Source organism: Chryseobacterium sp. 2VB (genome assembly GCF_005503635.1).
Classification (GTDB): domain Bacteria; phylum Bacteroidota; class Bacteroidia; order Flavobacteriales; family Weeksellaceae; genus Chryseobacterium; species Chryseobacterium cupriresistens.
In genome coordinates, this window is record NZ_SCNC01000007.1 from 169221 (window position 1) to 187710 (window position 18490).

Annotated in this window: 15 protein-coding genes and 1 pseudogene; 14 read left to right on the plus strand and 2 right to left on the minus strand. The window is 35.1% G+C overall.

Annotated features, from left to right (window positions below; genetic code table 11):
* The first annotated feature begins 187 nt into the window (after positions 1-187).
* From FFS26_RS09395 to FFS26_RS09445, 12 genes and pseudogenes are all read left to right on the plus strand, one after another.
* Positions 188-1786 carry a T9SS type A sorting domain-containing protein gene (locus FFS26_RS09395; protein WP_137904899.1) on the plus strand — a complete coding sequence of 533 codons (1599 nt, stop codon included), beginning with the start codon at positions 188-190 and terminating at the stop codon, positions 1784-1786.
* A gap of 9 nt (positions 1787-1795) precedes the next feature.
* Positions 1796-5230, plus strand: a complete 3435-nt coding sequence (locus FFS26_RS09400; protein ID WP_137904900.1) for a hypothetical protein — start codon at positions 1796-1798, stop codon at positions 5228-5230.
* A gap of 6 nt (positions 5231-5236) precedes the next feature.
* Positions 5237-8851: a DUF6443 domain-containing protein gene (locus FFS26_RS09405; RefSeq protein WP_228449420.1), complete on the plus strand. Its 3615-nt coding sequence runs from the start codon at positions 5237-5239 to the stop codon at positions 8849-8851.
* A gap of 1 nt (position 8852) precedes the next feature.
* A complete protein-coding gene (locus tag FFS26_RS09410; RefSeq protein WP_110011045.1) occupies positions 8853-9404 on the plus strand; it encodes a hypothetical protein in 552 nt (183 codons plus the stop codon).
* A complete protein-coding gene (locus tag FFS26_RS09415; protein WP_137904901.1) occupies positions 9404-9802 on the plus strand; it encodes a hypothetical protein in 399 nt (132 codons plus the stop codon). Before FFS26_RS09410 ends, FFS26_RS09415 begins: the two co-directional genes overlap by 1 nt.
* Positions 9803-9810: 8 nt before the next feature.
* Entirely contained in the window at positions 9811-10521 is a 711-nt protein-coding gene (locus FFS26_RS09420) for a hypothetical protein (RefSeq protein WP_110011858.1), read from the plus strand.
* A 45-nt stretch (positions 10522-10566) separates the two neighbouring features.
* Positions 10567-11571, plus strand: a complete 1005-nt coding sequence (locus tag FFS26_RS22940) for an RHS repeat-associated core domain-containing protein (RefSeq protein ID WP_317129461.1) — start codon at positions 10567-10569, stop codon at positions 11569-11571.
* A 1-nt stretch (position 11572) separates the two neighbouring features.
* Positions 11573-11917, plus strand: coding sequence for a hypothetical protein (locus tag FFS26_RS09430; RefSeq protein ID WP_110011856.1), 345 nt, complete (start codon positions 11573-11575; stop codon positions 11915-11917).
* A gap of 32 nt (positions 11918-11949) precedes the next feature.
* Positions 11950-12147: pseudogene (locus tag FFS26_RS22975) on the plus strand (RHS repeat-associated core domain-containing protein); the annotation flags it as partial.
* Positions 12133-12825: a JAB-like toxin 1 domain-containing protein gene (locus FFS26_RS22780; protein ID WP_410493509.1), complete on the plus strand. Its 693-nt coding sequence runs from the start codon at positions 12133-12135 to the stop codon at positions 12823-12825. The pseudogene FFS26_RS22975 and the gene FFS26_RS22780, both read left to right, overlap by 15 nt.
* A gap of 14 nt (positions 12826-12839) precedes the next feature.
* Positions 12840-13385, plus strand: coding sequence for a hypothetical protein (locus tag FFS26_RS09440; RefSeq protein WP_137904903.1), 546 nt, complete (start codon positions 12840-12842; stop codon positions 13383-13385).
* Between the two features lie 324 nt (positions 13386-13709).
* Positions 13710-14261 carry a hypothetical protein gene (locus tag FFS26_RS09445; RefSeq protein WP_137904904.1) on the plus strand — a complete coding sequence of 184 codons (552 nt, stop codon included), beginning with the start codon at positions 13710-13712 and terminating at the stop codon, positions 14259-14261.
* A 142-nt stretch (positions 14262-14403) separates the two neighbouring features.
* Here the strand turns inward: FFS26_RS09445 and FFS26_RS09450 are convergent, their stop codons facing one another.
* Positions 14404-14814 (minus strand): helix-turn-helix domain-containing protein, encoded by a 411-nt coding sequence (locus tag FFS26_RS09450; RefSeq protein ID WP_137904905.1) that lies wholly within the window; start codon positions 14812-14814, stop codon positions 14404-14406.
* A 209-nt stretch (positions 14815-15023) separates the two neighbouring features.
* Between FFS26_RS09450 and map the strand changes: the two genes are divergently transcribed.
* Positions 15024-15788: a type I methionyl aminopeptidase gene (gene map / locus FFS26_RS09455; RefSeq protein WP_137904906.1), complete on the plus strand. Its 765-nt coding sequence runs from the start codon at positions 15024-15026 to the stop codon at positions 15786-15788.
* A 120-nt stretch (positions 15789-15908) separates the two neighbouring features.
* On the opposite strand, the gene FFS26_RS22485 is transcribed toward map, so the two are convergent.
* Positions 15909-16049 (minus strand): hypothetical protein, encoded by a 141-nt coding sequence (locus FFS26_RS22485; RefSeq protein ID WP_171006280.1) that lies wholly within the window; start codon positions 16047-16049, stop codon positions 15909-15911.
* A gap of 51 nt (positions 16050-16100) precedes the next feature.
* Between FFS26_RS22485 and FFS26_RS09460 the strand changes: the two genes are divergently transcribed.
* A complete protein-coding gene (locus FFS26_RS09460; RefSeq protein WP_110010831.1) occupies positions 16101-17633 on the plus strand; it encodes a M20/M25/M40 family metallo-hydrolase in 1533 nt (510 codons plus the stop codon).
* Positions 17634-18490: the final 857 nt, after the last annotated feature.

Consider the following 18490-nt stretch of genomic DNA (forward strand, 5'->3'; position numbering starts at 1 on the left):
TATTTTAACACGACAAGTTTTGTCGCTTCGGGTAGATATTTTTGCATTAACAGAATGAAAAATATACAGAGAATTTAATGATAAATAGCATGATTTACAGGGTACCACATTAAAGTGATTTTCATGTCTTAAAAAGTATTAAATTCGCTGCGTTTTAATAACTAATTACTAACTCAGAAAACATAGAATGAAAAAAATCTATCTCGGTGCATTCACTTTATGCACAGCCCTGGGCCTATCTGCTCAGGAAGTGGTATGGCAGAAGGACATCAAATCCTCTACCCAGGATTTTCTAAGCCAGATTACTACAACCATTGACGGACAGTATCTTGTCTCAGGAAGTTCCATTCAAAGCGATAAACTTCAACAGAACAGCAAACAAAACAACGGTTATGATTTTCGCCTGATAAAATTAAATCAGAAGGGAGAACAGGTTTTTGAAAAATACTTTTCAGGAAACAATCATGACTATCTGTCTTCAACTGTCACTACTCAGGACGGTGGTTTTCTTATTTCTGGAACGTCTTATTCAGGAAAAGGATTAGACAAAAAAGACGATTCTAAAGGAGGCTCAGACATCTGGTTGATCAGAATCAATGAATTTGGAGACCAATTGTGGCAGAAAACGATAGGAACATCTTCAGATGAAGAAGCAAGAGCCGTGATTCAGACTACAGATCAAGGGTTTATTGTAGCTGGCAATGTACAAAACTCCTCTAAAGGTTACGGTTCAAAAGATGTTTTGATCATTAGATTAGACAAAGACGGAAAAGAATTATCACAATTAGTTTTAGGCGGAAAAGGGTTAGATGAGGTAGAGAAGATGATTCCAACGAAAGATGGAGGAGCTTTATTGGGAATTTATTCCAGAAGTTCCGAGGTTAGTGTTTCGGGATCATCAGAAAGTACACGTGAAACCACCCCGAACCCCGTATCCCGCACCTCGAAACAAACTGAAAATTTCGGTGAAGGTGACTACTGGATCGTAAAGCTCGACAAAACCGGAAAAGTAGAATGGGAAAAGAATTTTGGAGGAAAAGGAGATGATCACTTGAGAACATTGGCTTTAACTTCTGCCGGATACATCATTGGTGGAGAATCAAGATCGGAAAGATCAGGCAATAAAACGGTAGGAATAGAAGAGGGAACGGATTTATGGTTGATTGTATTAGACCCAAACGGGAATGAACAATTTCAAAAATCCTACAGCTTTGGAAACAGAGATATTCTGATGGGAATGAACGTCCTGAATTCAGCAGATGACAAATCCTCCAAAGGTATTCTTTTAGGAGGTTATACTCAGGCTGAGGGGAGAATACAAACTGATGATGAAACTTTCTGGATGCTGTACCTGGATCAGAATGGTACCGAGCAGTGGAGAAAGCACGTCAAAGGTGAATCAAGAAAAAAGGAAGAAAGGCTTTCGGATTTAAAACTTAATAGAGATGGTTCTATTGTTCTGGCAGGAACCAGCGCAGAAGAATTGGGGAAAGAGAACTGGAAGATTGTAAAACTGGGAGACAAACAGGTAGATCAGTTAATCGAAAAATATGATATTAAGATCTATCCGAATCCCGTATCTGATTATGCATATGTAGAAATCGGCTTTGATTTTAAGGAGACTGATATTTTGTTGTATGATATGAGTGGAAGGCAGCTTCAGAATTTAAAGACTAAGAATAAAGTTACTAAGATCAATACCCAGGCTTTGATTCAGGGAGCTTATCTGGTGACGATAAAAACAGATACAGGTAAAACTGCCAGCTCTAAGCTGATCAAAAAATAAACATATTTTATGAGAAAAAATATTCCAGCTATTATTTTGTTAATAGCTTTTTGGAGCCATACACTTTATGCTCAAACCTCACCAGGAAGTGGAAGTAAAAGTTATGTAGGTGATATTAATAAGATGTTTGCTGCAGCACCTACTGCGAACAATCTAATGAAGTTCGAAGAAGTTCCGGTAAGTTATTATACAGGGATTCCTGACATAAGTATTCCATTGGTAGGTATGTCAACCAGTGGGACAGAAATCGGAATTGGAGTACAGCTTAAATACCATCCTTTAAGTGCCAAACCAGAGGACAGATCAGGAGAAACTGGTTTAGGGTGGAGTTTAATAGCAGGTGGGACAATATCCAGAACTATCAGAGGAGGAGGTGTTGATGAAAAAAACGTAACTATTGGATTCTCAACTCCACCAAAAGTGAAATTTGGTATTTATAACGAAGTCTATAACCCTACGGGTAAATTGATGAGGGATGAACCCTATGATCAAAATGAATATAAATATGCTTCAGGATTGGGGAAATTTGATACAGAATATGATTTGTATCAGTATAATTTTATGGGTCAGTCAGGTCGGTTTTATATTGCGAAAGATGCCGGAGGAAACTATAAAATAGAAAAACTGGATAAAAATAATCTTCAGATCATCTGTACACCAGATTCTCAAGGAGTGGTTAATTCTTTTACGATAGTTGATGACAAAGGAATACGATATATTTTCAGTCCAATGGAAAAATCGCATCAGTCGATTACAACAGTTAAAACAGGATTAGTCAATTTGCAATCGAATATTGATTCAAGTTATGAAATGGATAATTATTGGTCTTCTTTTCATTTGACAAAGATTGAAGATCAAAACAATATTACGTTAGCTGTTTTCAAATATGAACTTTCCTCAGTAATAAAGTTTGAAGAGACACCTACTATAACCCGTAGACTTGCGAAAGATGTTTATTACTATAATACTGCCAATAATACTAGTGGAGGGTTAGATAATCCTGATGATAGTATGCCTGGTGCTATCGAATCTCAAACGGTGAATAATGAGATGTTAACAATGCTTCTTACAAGCGTTGAGGTGATAGGAAAAGGAACGATTTATCTCAACTATGAAAAAGGAAGATTAGATACAAATTACAAGGAATCTTCAGAAATGTATAAACTGAAGTCTATTCAATCTAACTATGCTGGTCAAAGTATTTCTCAGTATACTGATAAGTATGTGTTTGATTATAAATATACTAACACCACTTACCAGCAAACTAGCGGTCAACAGAAAACAGAAAACAAAATGCTGTTGAACAAAGTAACAAAAATAACTCCTAACGGTCAAAATCAGGAATATAAGATGGAATATACTCTTCCAACTGGTAATCTTGTGAAAGATCAATGGGGATATTACAAAGGTGAAGGTAGCGGTGTTAAAACAGATGTTCTCCAATCTTTAACTTACCCTACGAAAGGAAAGACTGTTTTTGATTTTGATTCGAATGATTACAGCCATTATTATAATGGTGCAGTAATGGAAGAGGTTACAGGTCATACAGAAACACAACAGTTTGGGGCATATATCAATTTTGGGCAATTTAGTACTACTTACAAACAACCATTTTTCACAGTAAATACGGCACAATATGTTAAGCTTCATTATATATTGGGGAATCTGATTTATTATAACTGGATCTTTAAAATATATAAAAAGACAGGAGATAATACTTTTGTAAAAGTCTATGAAGTAGGTAATGGAAGTCAAGCCTGTAACCGACCTCCTCCTACCTGTATGACAGGAGGAGTGGATGGAGGAAGTGAAATCCATTCAGAATATAATTACGATGTTTATTTTGAACCTGGTGTTTATTACGCTTCTTTGGAAGGTAATTTTTCTGTATCAATTCCGGGTGATACGGCAGATGGGTTTGAGGCAACAACCGTAGAAGATGTTTTTATTGAAGAAAAAGTACGTAAGGGGGGAGGTTTAAGGATTAATAGCATTGCATATTTTGCCGATGCTTCTTCGGCAGATCCTTCGAAAAAATATGTTTACAATTATAAAAATATTGAAAATGCACAGAAAAGCAGTGGTTCACTGGTATTTCCTGAACCAATCAATAAATATACGTATAGCTATTCGTATAATAACAAACATGTCTATCCTACTCTTATTTACAGTGCTAATTTTGACGTAACAACTGATTACAATATTCTCCCTGTTCAAAAGACTCAAGGGGCTGATGTGGGATATAAATATGTAACGGTACAGGAGATTGATAAAGATGAAAATACAAATGGAAAGACGGTATATACTTACAGATCACCGTTGGATTATCCAAATACTTCCACAATGGCTCTTCAGATGCCGATTCGTCCAATTCCCAATGAAGATTACCTTAGAGGACAGGTTATTTCAGAAAAAAAATATAATGAAGCAGGAAAAATACTTTTAGAAACGAATACAGAATATACTACGTCGGAATTTATTAAAAATGACGGGGTAAAACTGATTGATAACTTTTACAATTCAATGATTTCCCTGTTTTTTAGTTTTACGAACTATCAATTTGCTCTAAACCAAACAGGAATATCGATAGCTCTTACTACACCTTATAAAAACTTTGAGAAGTTCGGAGTTACCTTACCTTCCAAAAAGGAAGAAACTTCTTATTTCTACGAAAATGGAGTTCAGAATAAATTAATTACCATGACTGATTATATATATAATACTGAAGATTATCCATTATCTGAAACACAAAGTGTTTTAGGAGGGGATACTTATTCAAGCTATTATCAATATGCTAAAGAGAAAAATAACCAGCTCATGATTTCCAAAAATATGATCGGGATTCCTTTGGAAACCAAAACCCAGCAGACAGTAAACGGCATCACCAAAGTAACTTCCCGTGAAGAAACTATTTATCCCACTGCTGTGCCTCATGCTATCACCGGAAACTTAGTGCTTCCGTTGTCTGAATATTCCTATGATACTCTGAACCCAACTGTTTCCTCTAAGGAGGTATCTTATGAAAAATATGATGAAAAAGGAAATATCCTTCAATACAGGGAGAAAGACGGCACTCCGGTGAGTATTGTCTGGGGGTATAACAAGACCAAGCCGATTGCCAAAGTGGTAGGCTCTACCTATAGTCAAATCGAAGGAATGATCAGTACTATCGTAGCCAAATCCAATGAAGATGCTGCTGATCCCACCAAAGAAGCCGATCTGCTGCTGGCTCTTGATGCCTTCCAACCTGTGGGGATGGTAACCAAATATACCTACGATCCCTTGGTGGGAGTAACCACCATCACACCACCATCAGGAGTTAGGGAACTCTATGTCTATGATACTGCCAACCGGTTGAAACAGGTTCAGATAAGGGAAAGAGACAACGCCGGAAACTATAGCTTCAAAGTAGTGAAAGAATTCAAGTATAACTATAAACAGTAAACACCCATGAAAAAAATACAACTAATAGGTCTGCTGTTTACAGCCATGACGGCCTATGCACAAAGCACTACAGAAAACTATATACATTCTAAAACCTGCCTGAGTGGTGATTGCAGCAAGAAAACGGAAACCATTACCTATTTTGACGGATTAGGAAGGCCCAAACAGATTATCAGTGTAAAAGCCACCACTACCGGGAAAGATCTGGTGACTCCCATTACCTATGATGGATTTGGAAGACAGGTTAAGGATATTCTTCCTGTTCCTGCCAATTCGCTCAATTCGGCCATTCATACCGGGATTGTGAATGAAACTGCGGCAAATTCCTATTATGGGACTGCCAATGCCTACACAGAAAAGGAGATTGAAAATTCTCCATTAGACAGGGTGCTGCAAGTGGCCCAGCCCGGTGATCCCTGGAAGATGGGAGGCGGACATACCCAAAAGTTTAAGTATGAAGTAAACCAGGGAAATGAAGTTAAGAAATTTATTACCAATACAACCACAGGTACAGTAGGGGCAGATAACAAAACCATTTCTTCAGTATCCTTAACACCGGGAAGTATTTTTTATAATGCGGGTACTTTATATAAAAACACTGTAACGGATGAAGATGGAACTCCGGTTATCCAGTTTCAGAACGGACGTGGTGAGACAGTTCTTGTACGCAGAACAGATGGGACACAAAACATAGATACCTATTATGTATACAATGAATACGGACAAAATGCAGTTGTAATTCCCCCTCTGGCAGTACAGAAAATTGAACAGAATAACAATGTTGTTACCACGGATATTGTAAACTCTCTGTGTTACCAGTACCGATATGATGGGTTGGACAGGCAGGTAGAAAAGCGACTGCCCGGAAGAGACGATTGGGAATCTGTGGTATATGATGCCGCAGACCGCCCGGTACTTACCCAGGATGTAAACCTGAAAAATAAAGGACAATGGCTGATGACCAAGTACGATGCCTTTGGGCGTGTTGCCTATACCGGACTTATTGCGGGTGGAGAAAGAGCCACCATGCAAAGCCAGCTCGCATCTCAGGTGATTACTGAAAACCCAACTGCCACAGGTTTTAACAAAAACGGGATTATGGTCTACTACACCAATAATTTCCTCTCCGGGTTTACTACGTTGCTTACCGTAAATTACTACGACTCTTATCCAAGGGACACCAAGGAATTTCCTCCTGCGAAAATCCAGGATCAGTATGTGATCAACGATGACAGGGCACTTAACGGTGGGGTTTCAACTCAGAGTCTCCCTACAGCCTCTTATGTAAAAAATATTGAGGATGACAACTGGACAAAAACCTATTTCTATTACAATACCAAAGGGCTAAAGCTAGCAGAAAAAAGCTGGAACCATTTAGGTGGATATACTAAAAAGGAATTTCTGCTTGATTTTTCAGGACTAATCAAAAAAATTGTTACAAGACATAAAAGGCTTGATATAGATATTGAAAAAGTTATTACGGAAAATTTTGAATATGATGACCAGAACAGATTATTGATACACAATCATCAGGTTGATAATAACCCTGTGGAAATATTAACCCAGAATAAGTACAATGAACTTTCCCAATTGGAGTCTAAAAAATTAGGCGGAGTAATTTCATCTTCTCCGCTTCAGCAAATAGATTATAAGTATAATATCCGCGGTTGGCTTACCCAAATAAATGATCCCGCCAATCTGAATGGAAAACTTTTTGGATATAAAGTAAAGTATACAGATCCTGTCTATTCAAATATTGCTGCTGGCAGATATAATGGAAATATTGCAGAAATAGACTGGAATATGTCAACGGTCAGTAACCTTAAAAGATATAATTATACTTACGATAAGCTTAACAGATTAACTGATGCCGAGTATTCAGAGCCGGAAAAGACCAATCCGCATAACAAGAATTTTGATGAACGTTTGAGCTATGATTTAAACGGAAATATTACATTTCTGAAAAGAAACGCGATTCCTGTTTACGGTTCAACTTCTACTGTGGTAGATAATCTTGAGTATAAATATACCGGCAACCGTTTGAATCAGATCATTGAAAGCTCATTAAACGATTCCGGCTATGAAGGAGGGAATAATACCATTGATTATGACCTGAACGGGAATATGATTAATATGAAGGATAAAGGAATTCAGACGATACAGTACAACTATTTGAATTTACCGGATTCCTTTGCAATTACCCAGACTAATCCTTCAGGACTTTTTATGAACAGTGGGCTGGATTATCTCTACCGTGCAGATGGTGTAAAACTTCGCAAAACCTATTCTAGTGCTCCGCCACGCGGGCAGACAAGCATTACGATGACAGACTACCTGGATGGCTTTCAGTATACCTATCGTGAAGGAGGTGGAATATGTCTTGAATGTCGTACTGAATCTGCTTTTGAAGAGCAGGCATATAAAAATACAGGTCTTCTGTTTCCTGGTATTGACTTAACCCCACAATGGAAACTTGATTTTGTCCCTACAGCAGAAGGATTTTACAGTTTCACAGAAAACCGTTATATTTACCAGTACAGAGATCACCTTGGGAATGCCAGGGTAAGTTTTGCCAAAAACAGCGAAGGTGTTCTTGAAGTTACAGATACCAACAATTATTATCCTTTTGGATTGAATCATATTGAAGGGATGCTTAGTAGTTCTAATTTTGGAGGGTATTATAGTTACAAGTATAACGGTAAAGAATTACAGGAGACTGGAATGTATGATTATGGGGCGAGATTCTATATGCCGGATATTGGAAGGTGGGGAGTAATCGACCCGCTGGCGGAGAAAATGACTCGTCATAGTCCGTATAATTATGCATTTAATAATCCAATAATGTTTATCGATCCGGATGGAAGAGAAGGAAAAGATTGGTATCAAAATAATTTAACTCAAAACATTGAATGGCATGATGGTAGTGCTGAATTAGATGGCTATACTAACTTAACAGCTATAAATAATACTAGAGTACTCGGTGTTGAAAATGGACAAACAGTTCAGGAATTTAATTTAAACTCTGATGGTTCTTTTACAGCAGGTGGTCAAACATTTAATAATGGAGAATCTGCAACTACACTAATTGGAACAACCATTACAAGTAAACCAGGTTTTGATCTTGGGAAATGGTTATCACATTTAGGAAATGAGGGTGGAGACTTCTATTCAAATCTTGGAGGATCTGGTCCTCGTGAAGATACCAATCCATTCTTCAGAGGAGATATAGACAAAATGGTAGATGTGGGAGGTTATTTTGGAGGAATACATAATGGTTTAAGCAGAGGGGATCAGGGAATAAGTTTGATGAATACTATGGTGGATGTAATGTCTTTAATTGATTTAGCGGTTTCAGCAGCGGGATCAACAAAAAGTTCTTCAAATGCTGTAGCAGCAGAACCCGATACGCTTAGTTATCATGGTTCCCAGGCAGTTGGTCTTAATATTTATAGAGGATCTGGAGGCGGAATAACCGGTGTCGGAGTTAAAACTCAGGATATTCATCTAAGTGGTCTATCCAGAAGTCAAAGGGACTCAGTGAGTAGTAGAGTTAGCGCTGATGAAATAAAACGTAATAATCAAAAAGACTCTGTATTAAGAAGAATAATGAAATCAAGATAATATGAAAGCTAAAATAATTTGTATAGTAATTTTATTTATTATTTTTTCTTGTAAAAAAGATGAAACCAAGAGTTTTAAAGAAGAATTGACACAATCTCTCCAAAAAAAAATTACACAAGAACTTAGACAAGATGGTTCTTCTTTAGAATCCATTCAGCTTATAAAATATGATACTTTAATGGAATGGCAGGAAGCTGACCTCTTATTGCAATATTCTAATCAGAAATTGATACGTTTAAATAAACAACAACAACAGTTAACAAAAGAGCTTGAAAATGTTAAAACTATAAAGGATTTTGAGTCAAATGAATTAAAATATAAAAAAGTAGAGGACAGTATCAAACACGAAATAAGAATTGGAGAAAGTGTAAGATATCTGGAACCAAAAAAAGATAGAACGGGTAATTATCAGGCAATCTTTCTTTTAAAGGTTCATGATAAAAAACTCAATGCAGTTAAAAACGATTCATTATTTATGTATGTAAATGACAAAAAAGTGATATTTACACAACCTCAATTTATTGAACAGTGTATTAAGAAGTTCAAAAAATAATGTTCTCTAATTTAGGAAATGAAGGAGGTAACTTTTATACAAATTTGGGAGGTGCTGGTCCTTTAAACTATACTAATCCTTTTTTTAGAGGGGATATTGATAAAATTGTAAGCTTGGATGGTTTTATGGGTGGAATGGTTAATAGTTTAAGCAGGGGAACTGATGGTTCAGATAAGGTAAATTTTATGGTAGATATAATGTCATTAATAGATTTGACAGTTTCTGCAATAACAGGAAAAAGTAAAGTCGACACGGTATATTATAAAGATTATACTTTTGACAAAGATGGAATTAAAGATACTTTATATCAAACACCTATAAAGAAAGGAGAAACCTGGAATAGTGCTTGGAATAGAATTTATAAAACAGCGGATTCAACAAAACGATCTAAATATTAAAATTAATAATGGATAAACAAATTGTATTTTACGTTTTTTTATTTTTGTTTTTTTCATGTGAAAAGCAAAGACAGAAAAGTTCTAGGGATTTAAATTCAACGGAACATTTTTCAATTGCAACTGATTTGGGAAACTTAAAGAATGTTGAAAAGCATAAAATAAATGATTCGTTATATATAATAAAAGGAAAATTTAATTCATATGAAATAATAGGATATATAAAGGAAAATAATAAAAGAACTGGTTGGTGGGAAGCAAAAGATTATAAAACTAAAATGCTATTAGCCAGACTTGAATATCGAATGATTGATAATAAAGAATTTGTTAATCAATTTATTTTATATCAGGGTGGAAAAATAGATACGCTAAGAAGTAAATTTTATAGCTTTACAAAAACAGCAAATTTAATAAAATATAAATTTTATACACCTTATCAGCTAAAAGCTATTCGTTCACAAGGAAAATTAAATTATAGATATTTTTATGAAGAGGAAGAAAAAAAACATTTGGAATGTAATTGTAAGAAGGATAAAAACGTATTTAATTGCGAATTTTATTTTCCTAAGGGAATCAGTAATAAAGATATTTTTCTTAGAGGGAATTTTTGGGAAATGTTTCAATTGAACAATGGAGATATTGGTGAAAACAATATCTATATATTGGATACTATAAATCAAAAACGTTCTAATGAAACTGTGAAACTTTTTAATCCCGGATAACTCTACTTATCACCGCTGCCCAAGCTGCCGCACGAATCCTTTCGTGTGGTAGTATTTACAATTAGTTATATTTACCAGTACAGAGATCACCTTGGGAATGCCAGGGTAAGTTTTGCCAAAAATAGCGAAGGCGTTTTTGAAGTTACAGATACCAACAATTATTATCCATTTGGATTGAATCATATTGAAGGGATGCTTAGTTCTTCTAATTTTGGAGGTTATTATAGTTACAAGTACAATGGAAAGGAATTGCAGGAGACAGGTTTTTATGATTACGGTGCGAGAATGTATATGCCGGATATTGGGAGATGGGGCGTAATTGACAACAAGGCTGAAAAATATTCACCGATGTCCCCATATATCTATGCAGGAAATAATCCTATTGCATTTATAGATCCTGACGGAAATGAATTAATTCTTTCATTTGCAACTGCAACTGCAAGACAATCTTATGAAAACTTAGTAAATTCTTCACTTGGGGGGAAATATGAAGCTGTTTATACTCAAATACAAGGGACAAATACATATAAAGTTACTCTTAATATGATTAATAAAGATGCTACCTTAACCAAAGAACAACAGGCTTTCTATGATAGCTATAATGAGGTCATTACAGCAAAAGAAATTGTTAGTCAAGATTTAGTAGAAAATGACAAATCAGTTGTGGTTGGAAGTTTTCAAACAGGTGAGATTGATATGGCAGATGTTTTAGAATTTGATAAAGTTGGAAAAGGAGGTACAAGTAGTGCAGGAGCTATAACTCATGAGCATATTGAGCAGCTGGAAAAAGCTAAAATGGGACTCAAAAAAGGCGACATAGGAAAAACAGAAACAGATGCTGCCGGAAATACCACATATCCCGATTTTAATAAGGCTCATGCAAAAGCTTTTAAGAAAGAGGGTAAAGTAAATGGAAATGAAAGAATAGAAACTGAAGGTCCGATGAGTATCAATGTATTCCAAGAGAAAGACAAAACCAAAACTAATCAGGCTATTTGGAAAAACGATACTACTGGAGGAATAACGGTTAAAAAAACAACATTACCATAATATGAAAAATATATTTTTTATTTTAGTATTATTACTGTTGGTGAATTGTACCAACTCTGTAAAGAAAAGTAATAATGTATATGTCGATGGAGACTGTATTGAAAATTTAGATTTCAAAAAGGAGTATTTTTCTAATATCAAGATTATTGATAGTCTAATAAATAAAAATGAAGGCAGTCAATTTAATAAATCCCTTGTATTTATTTCAAAGTATTCCCATGTTTCTTTTGAAAGTAGACTTAATTATGCTGGTCTGTATCCATCGGGAGTTTATGAGAAAGACCGAAAAGGTTGGATAGACTGGTATGAGAAAAATAAGTGTAATAATATACAGTTTAAGAAATAATATTTTAAACCCTCGCAATTTGCGAGGGTTATTATAAGTACAAGTACAATGGAAAGGAGCTTCAGGAAACAGGTTTCTATGATTATGGGGCGAGGATGTACATGGCGGATATTGGACGGTGGGGAGTAATCGACCCTTTAGCTGAAACTTCGAGAAGATTTTCTCCATACAATTATGCTTTGAATAATCCAATCAGATTTATAGATCCCGATGGGATGCAAGCTCTAGATAAGATCAAGATTTTTAATGATGGTAAAATAGAAAGAACAGCGGACACTAATACTTATGACACTGTTACCAATGAAGATGAATCTAAATCTATACAAATCGCTCGTACCAATGTTTCTGAAACAAATCCTACAGGAGACTCGCAAATAGGCGAGTTGAAGAATGAAAAGGTTTCAATTGCAGGAGTTGGACCTGATTTCGGTTATTTCCAAATAAATGATTATAATACAGCTACACAAGTTTTCGAATTTATAGCAGATAATACTTCTGTAGAATTTGGGCAGGATAAATTTGATTTTTCTGACGGATTTTCTACAAATGTAATAAGTACAAATTACAATGAGACTAAGCATGCAAGTGCTGCTGATGTTTTGGCTAATCATAATCTGAGTATGGGGTCTGGTACAATGCATATAACAAAAGATGGAGTGTATTCTGAAGCTGTTCATTCCCATCCCGGATTTGAATATAATCCTTCTGGATTTAGTGAAGGAAATTGGAACAAAGGAAATCCAACATTTGGCGTAGCATATAAAGATGGTGGTGATAAGGGACGTTCAAAAAGCAATAATGCAATATCTAAGTATGTTTATAATACATGGCTAAAAAATAACGGTGCAAATGGTGGGTATGTAAAATATAATTACAATGAAGCAGTATATACAGGAAAGAAAAAATAAATCAATCTAAATCTATGAAAAAAATACTTTTAATTACTCTTGTTTTCTTTTTTACATTTAATAAAAGTGCTATTAAAAAACAAGATTTACATAATATTATCAAAGGATATATAGAATATATTTCTAAAAAACGAAAAGTTGATAATAGGAATGAAATATTAGCAGTGAGTTTTCACGACCAAACAAAAGAGAAAGGTGAATATTCAATTGATGTAGCTTTTTTCAAACCTGAATTTATGGAAGGTATTCAATATAAGAATGTTTATATATTTGAAGGTTATAAACTTATACTGCCTGATAATGAGTGTAAAAGCATAGAGAAAATGTTTAAAAAAACCAAATATGAAAATTTCAATCAAAAGAAAACAATGATTAATGATGATTTTGAAAATTGGCATATTGTTTTAAACAAAAAAAATGAAATAACTTTTTTATCACCAGTTCCGATTTCGGGGTGTATGAAGTCAATTTTAATGAATAGAAAATTAAAATTCTCTGATACATATGAAGATATTACATTTTCTAATCCTTCTGCTGATTGCTCGACGCTTACACATTAATACTCTATACAATTATAACAAAACCCCCACCGCATTGCGGTGGGGGGTGTTTTACATAATAGATTGCAGTTTAGTTTGTTTGAGAAACGCATCCAGAAGAGCGAAGACATGCTGTCTATCGTTCCCCGCTCCCGCACGATTGTATCGTGTGGTACCTATATAGATTATCTTGTGCGCTGGCTATCTATAAAAAGTTATTGTTAGAAATGTAAGATAAAAATTTTTAGGAATTCAATTTTATATATTTGTCTCTAGTTTTTCGACCATACGAAAGGATTCGTGCGGGAGCGGGGTTAGAGAACAGCAAAATAAAAACAGGAAAAAATGAAAAAAAGAAATAAATTAAAAATATTCTTATACATAATATTTACATTTTGTTTTACAAATAAAATGACAGCGCAAATCTTGGAATTTTATAAACCAATTATAATAAGTTATAAACCTGGTTTATTGAATAATAAAAAAGTAGACTTAGGAATTTTTGACTACTTTAAACAAGATACCTCGAAGATGAAATATGAATACTTACAATATAATTCTGATGAAGAAAGTTTATCCATATATGATAATGAAAGTAAGTCTTTTCAAAATATAATCTGTTTTAAATCAGGAAATTTTAAATCGAAAGAAAAAATAAAATTAGGGATTTTCTCTGAATTTAATTTAACCAAAGAAGACGATAAAACTTACACTACTTCTTCACCATACGGTGAATATCCGTCACATATTCAAATAATTAAATCCATTAAAGTTCTTCAAATAACCAAAAAAAATCTCATTTTAAAAATAGATTATCAAGACGAATTTGAATGGAAATATTTTGGAATATTAGTTCTAACAGATTATAAGTATGAAAATGTAGAAGATGAAGGATAAAAAAGCAACTACGTAAAATCTCCTGACTTTGAGTCAGTAATAAAAAACAATTCTTTTTCAAAATACTTCAAAGTAGGATAATAAAACAAAACCACTGCATCCGCAGTAGTTTTGTTTTATTTTAAAAGTGTTTTTAAATCTCTTACTTATCAAGCAGCTTTTCCAGCCTACTCATCATTTCATCCTTTTCCTTCAGCATACGTTCATACAAAGCGATTTTTTCTTCGTGAAGTTTTTTAATTTCTTCAATTGGATTGATGTTGAAAGTAGGTTTGGAATTTCCTATGTAAGCATCTTTATCAATATTAAATGTATTAGAAATAATATTCACAGCCTGCTCCTCATCAAAATTTTGAAAAGCTTCTACAGGAATTTTCAGTACTTCGGATATTTTTTCCAGCAGTTGGTTTTCAATGGTTTCTCTTTGTTCAAGTAAAGAGATCTTTTTTTGGTTCCAGTCGTCGCCCAGATCAAGTGCCAATGCTTCCTGCTTGATGCCCAGCATTTCTCTGAAACGTTTTACATTTCTTCCCTGATGTATTTTGTGATCCATTCTTTAATCAATTTGTGAAGACTCAAAGATAATACATTCTGTAAAGTAAAGGTGAAAAAATGTCCGGTAAAATATTCGCATTGCGGTTACTCTTTTCTTAAAGCATCACGAGCCACTCCATAAATGCTCTCTGCTACTTTATGGAAACAGGCTATCTAAGAACGTTTTAATTTCCTAACTTTGTAGTTCTCAACAATAATCAAACAAATATGTCAATCACCAGCGAAGATCAGATGCTCGGAATGCAAAAAGTAAGTGAAGCCGTTGCCTATACTTTAAAAAAGATGACAGAATATGCTGAACCCGGCATGACCACAAAAGATCTTGATGAATACGGAGCCAGAATACTGGAAAGTTTCGGGGCAAAATCAGCGCCTTATCTGACGTATGGATTTCCGGGCTGGACGTGCATCAGCGTAGATAATGAATTCTGCCATGGTATTCCAACAGATCAAAGAGTTTTGAAAGAAGGTGACCTGATCAATATTGATGTTTCTGCAGAGCTGGATGGATATTGGGCAGATAACGGCGGATCTTTTATCATTGGAAAAGATATTCACGGACATCAGAAACTGGTGGAGGCATCCAAAGACATTCTGAGAAAGGCGATCAGCAATATAAAAGGCGGTGTCAAAATAGCAGACATAGGACATTTAATGGAAACCGAAGCGAAGAAAAGAGGTCTTAAAGTCATTAAGAATCTTGCAGGCCACGGAGTAGGAAGAAGCTTACATGAGCAGCCTGATGAATTGCTTAACTACAGAAACCGTTATGATTCCAGACGTTTTAAGAAAAACTCTGTCGTGGCGATTGAAACATTCATCTCCACCGATTCCAATATTGCTGTAGAATTAAAAGACGGATGGACTATGATAGGCAATAAAGGCGGTTATATGGCCCAGCATGAGCATACCATTGTAATTACTGATGGAAAACCTATCATTTTAACCGAAATGAACGAAATCCTGGATTAAAAGAAACCGCAAAACGATTGCCTTAAATATATATCAGTAATAAAAAACTTTGCCCCCTTGCGTTAAAGAAAAATACAAAGTACTAGAAAGACTCAAAGCTTCATCGAATCAACTTGTTGATTACTGCTTAGCTCTCTTATATTCAGTTTTAGGAATATAAAACTTTACGTTTACTATAAAACGATCCGTCATCTTATACCCAAAAGAATCTGTTGTAAATGTTCCATTGATGAAAAAACCAGGCTTTAAATTGTTGGGCATAAAATACTTTGTTATATTTATAGAATAAAATCACTTCACAAACTATCCGCTATGAAAAAAATTCTTTTAATCCTTTTGGGAATCGTTGTCATTCTGGCTGCTGTCGTATTGATCAAAACCTACACCTATCCATTTAAGAAAAATAATATCGGAACAGACGAGGGCTGGAAACCGGTAAAAAATGATTCTGCAGTCATGAGACTTTCAGGAGGAATAAAAGTACCCACCGTTTCTACAGGAAGTTTGGGTGAATTTGATTATGCACCGTTTGAACAGTTCAAAACCTATTTAAAAACATCTTATCCGTTAGTCTATCAGAATACAGAAAATGTTGAGGTCAACCAATATGGACTGGTGTTCAGGCTTAAAGGAAGCAATCCTGCTCTGGAACCCATTTTATTTCTTTCCCATATGGATGTTGTTCCGCCGGGAGATGCAGATATTAAAAATAATGAACAAAATGTTTTCCGTCCGGATGATAAACCATTACAGCCTGTTTCAAAAGTTGCCGAAGACTGGGATTTTGCTCCTTTTTCCGGCGCTGTTGCCAACGGAAGAATCTACGGAAGAGGTGCCATAGATATGAAGGGAATGCTTTTTTCCTTGATGGAATCCATGAATTCTATGATTAAAAACAAACAGATTCCACAGCGTGATATTTATCTGGCTTTCGGTTTTGATGAAGAAGTAGGCGGAAAGAAAGGAGCGATTCAGATTGCCGATTATTTTAAGAAAAAGGGATTGAAGTTCGATGCGGTCTATGACGAAGGGGGATTGATTATGAGAAAAGGAAATGTAGCCGGAATTGATACAGACGTTGCCGTAGTAGGATGTGCTGAAAAAGGTTTTCTTTCTGCAAAGATAAAGGTTAAAGGACTGGGTGGGCATTCATCAATGCCACCAATGGAAAGTGCTATCGGGAAAGCAGCTGTTATCATGCAGCGTCTGGAAGATCATCAGATGAAGCCTGTTATTACCCCTTTAATCAAAGAATTTTTTACGAATATCGGAGGTGAAATGCCTTTTGCCACAAGAATGGCATTGGCTAATCAATGGCTTTTAAAACCGGTACTGATTTCCCAGCTTACCAAAAACAATACAACCAATGCTTTGGTGAGAACCACAACAGCTTTAACGATGATGAAAGGAAGTGATGGTACCAATGTACTTTCTCCCGAAGTGGAATTTGTTGTTAATTTCAGATTACTTCCCGGAAATTCGGTGAAAGATGTAAAAGATCATATTGCTAAAGCGACTGAAGGCTTTGATGTAGAAGTAGAAGAAATTGATAATACAAGGGAAGCTTCTGCTATTTCCCCAACCAATACAAGAGCTTTTAAAATGATAGAAGCCGGAGTGAAAGAAATTCATCCCGGAGCTATTGTTACGCCTTATCTTACTATGGCTGGAACCGATGCCGGTAAATATGAAATTGTAAGCAAAAACGTCTACAGGTTCATGCCGATCAAGATCAACAGTGCCGAGCAGCAGAGTATTCACAGTACCAATGAATACCTTAGTATTGACAACTATCTGAAGATGATTCACTACTTTGAGTACATCATGAAGAATTATGATAAATAAGTGTCAATGGTGAATGGGCAATTCGCTGCGCTTGTGAATTTTATAAGCTCGTATATAATTAAACGTGGTGTTCGCAAAGTTTTTATGATGTTTACTTTTTTTCGACCGCAGAGGCGTTTCACTCAGCAATGATAAGGCGTATATCCTGGCTGAACGAAGTGCCTTTGCGAGCCAATAAAATCTGCATATTGATAAACCTTGCGAACCTTAGCGTTAGTAATGATTGACGATTGACTTTGCGAAGCAAAAATTGATCATTGACAAAAATCTTTTTACAAAAAAATATATTACGTCAAGTTTTTGATACACTTACATAGATTTTAACACAAAGTCCACTACGATATTTTATTATAAAAAACGATCGCGAAGGCATTTCACTCAGCAATGTACACACTAATGTCTTGGCTGAACGGAGTGCCTTTACGAACTGATAAATTCTGTATATTAATAGACCTTGCGAACTTTAGCGTTAATTATAATTGACCATTGACAAAAATCTTTTTTCACAAAAAATATATTGCGTCAAGTTTTTGATACACTTACATAGATTTTAACACAAAGTCCACTACGATATTTTATTATAAAAAACGATCGCGAAGGCATTTCACTCAGCAATGTACACACTAATGTCTTGGCTGAACGGAGTGCCTTTGCGAACTGATAAATTCTGTATATTAATAGACCTTGCGAACTTTAGCGTTAATTATAATTGACCATTGACAAAAATCTTTTTTCACAAAAAATATATTGCGTCAAGTTTTTGATACACTTACATAGATTTTAACACAAAGTCCACTACGATATTTTATTATAAAAAACGATCGCGAAGGCGTTTCACTCAGCAATGTACACACTAA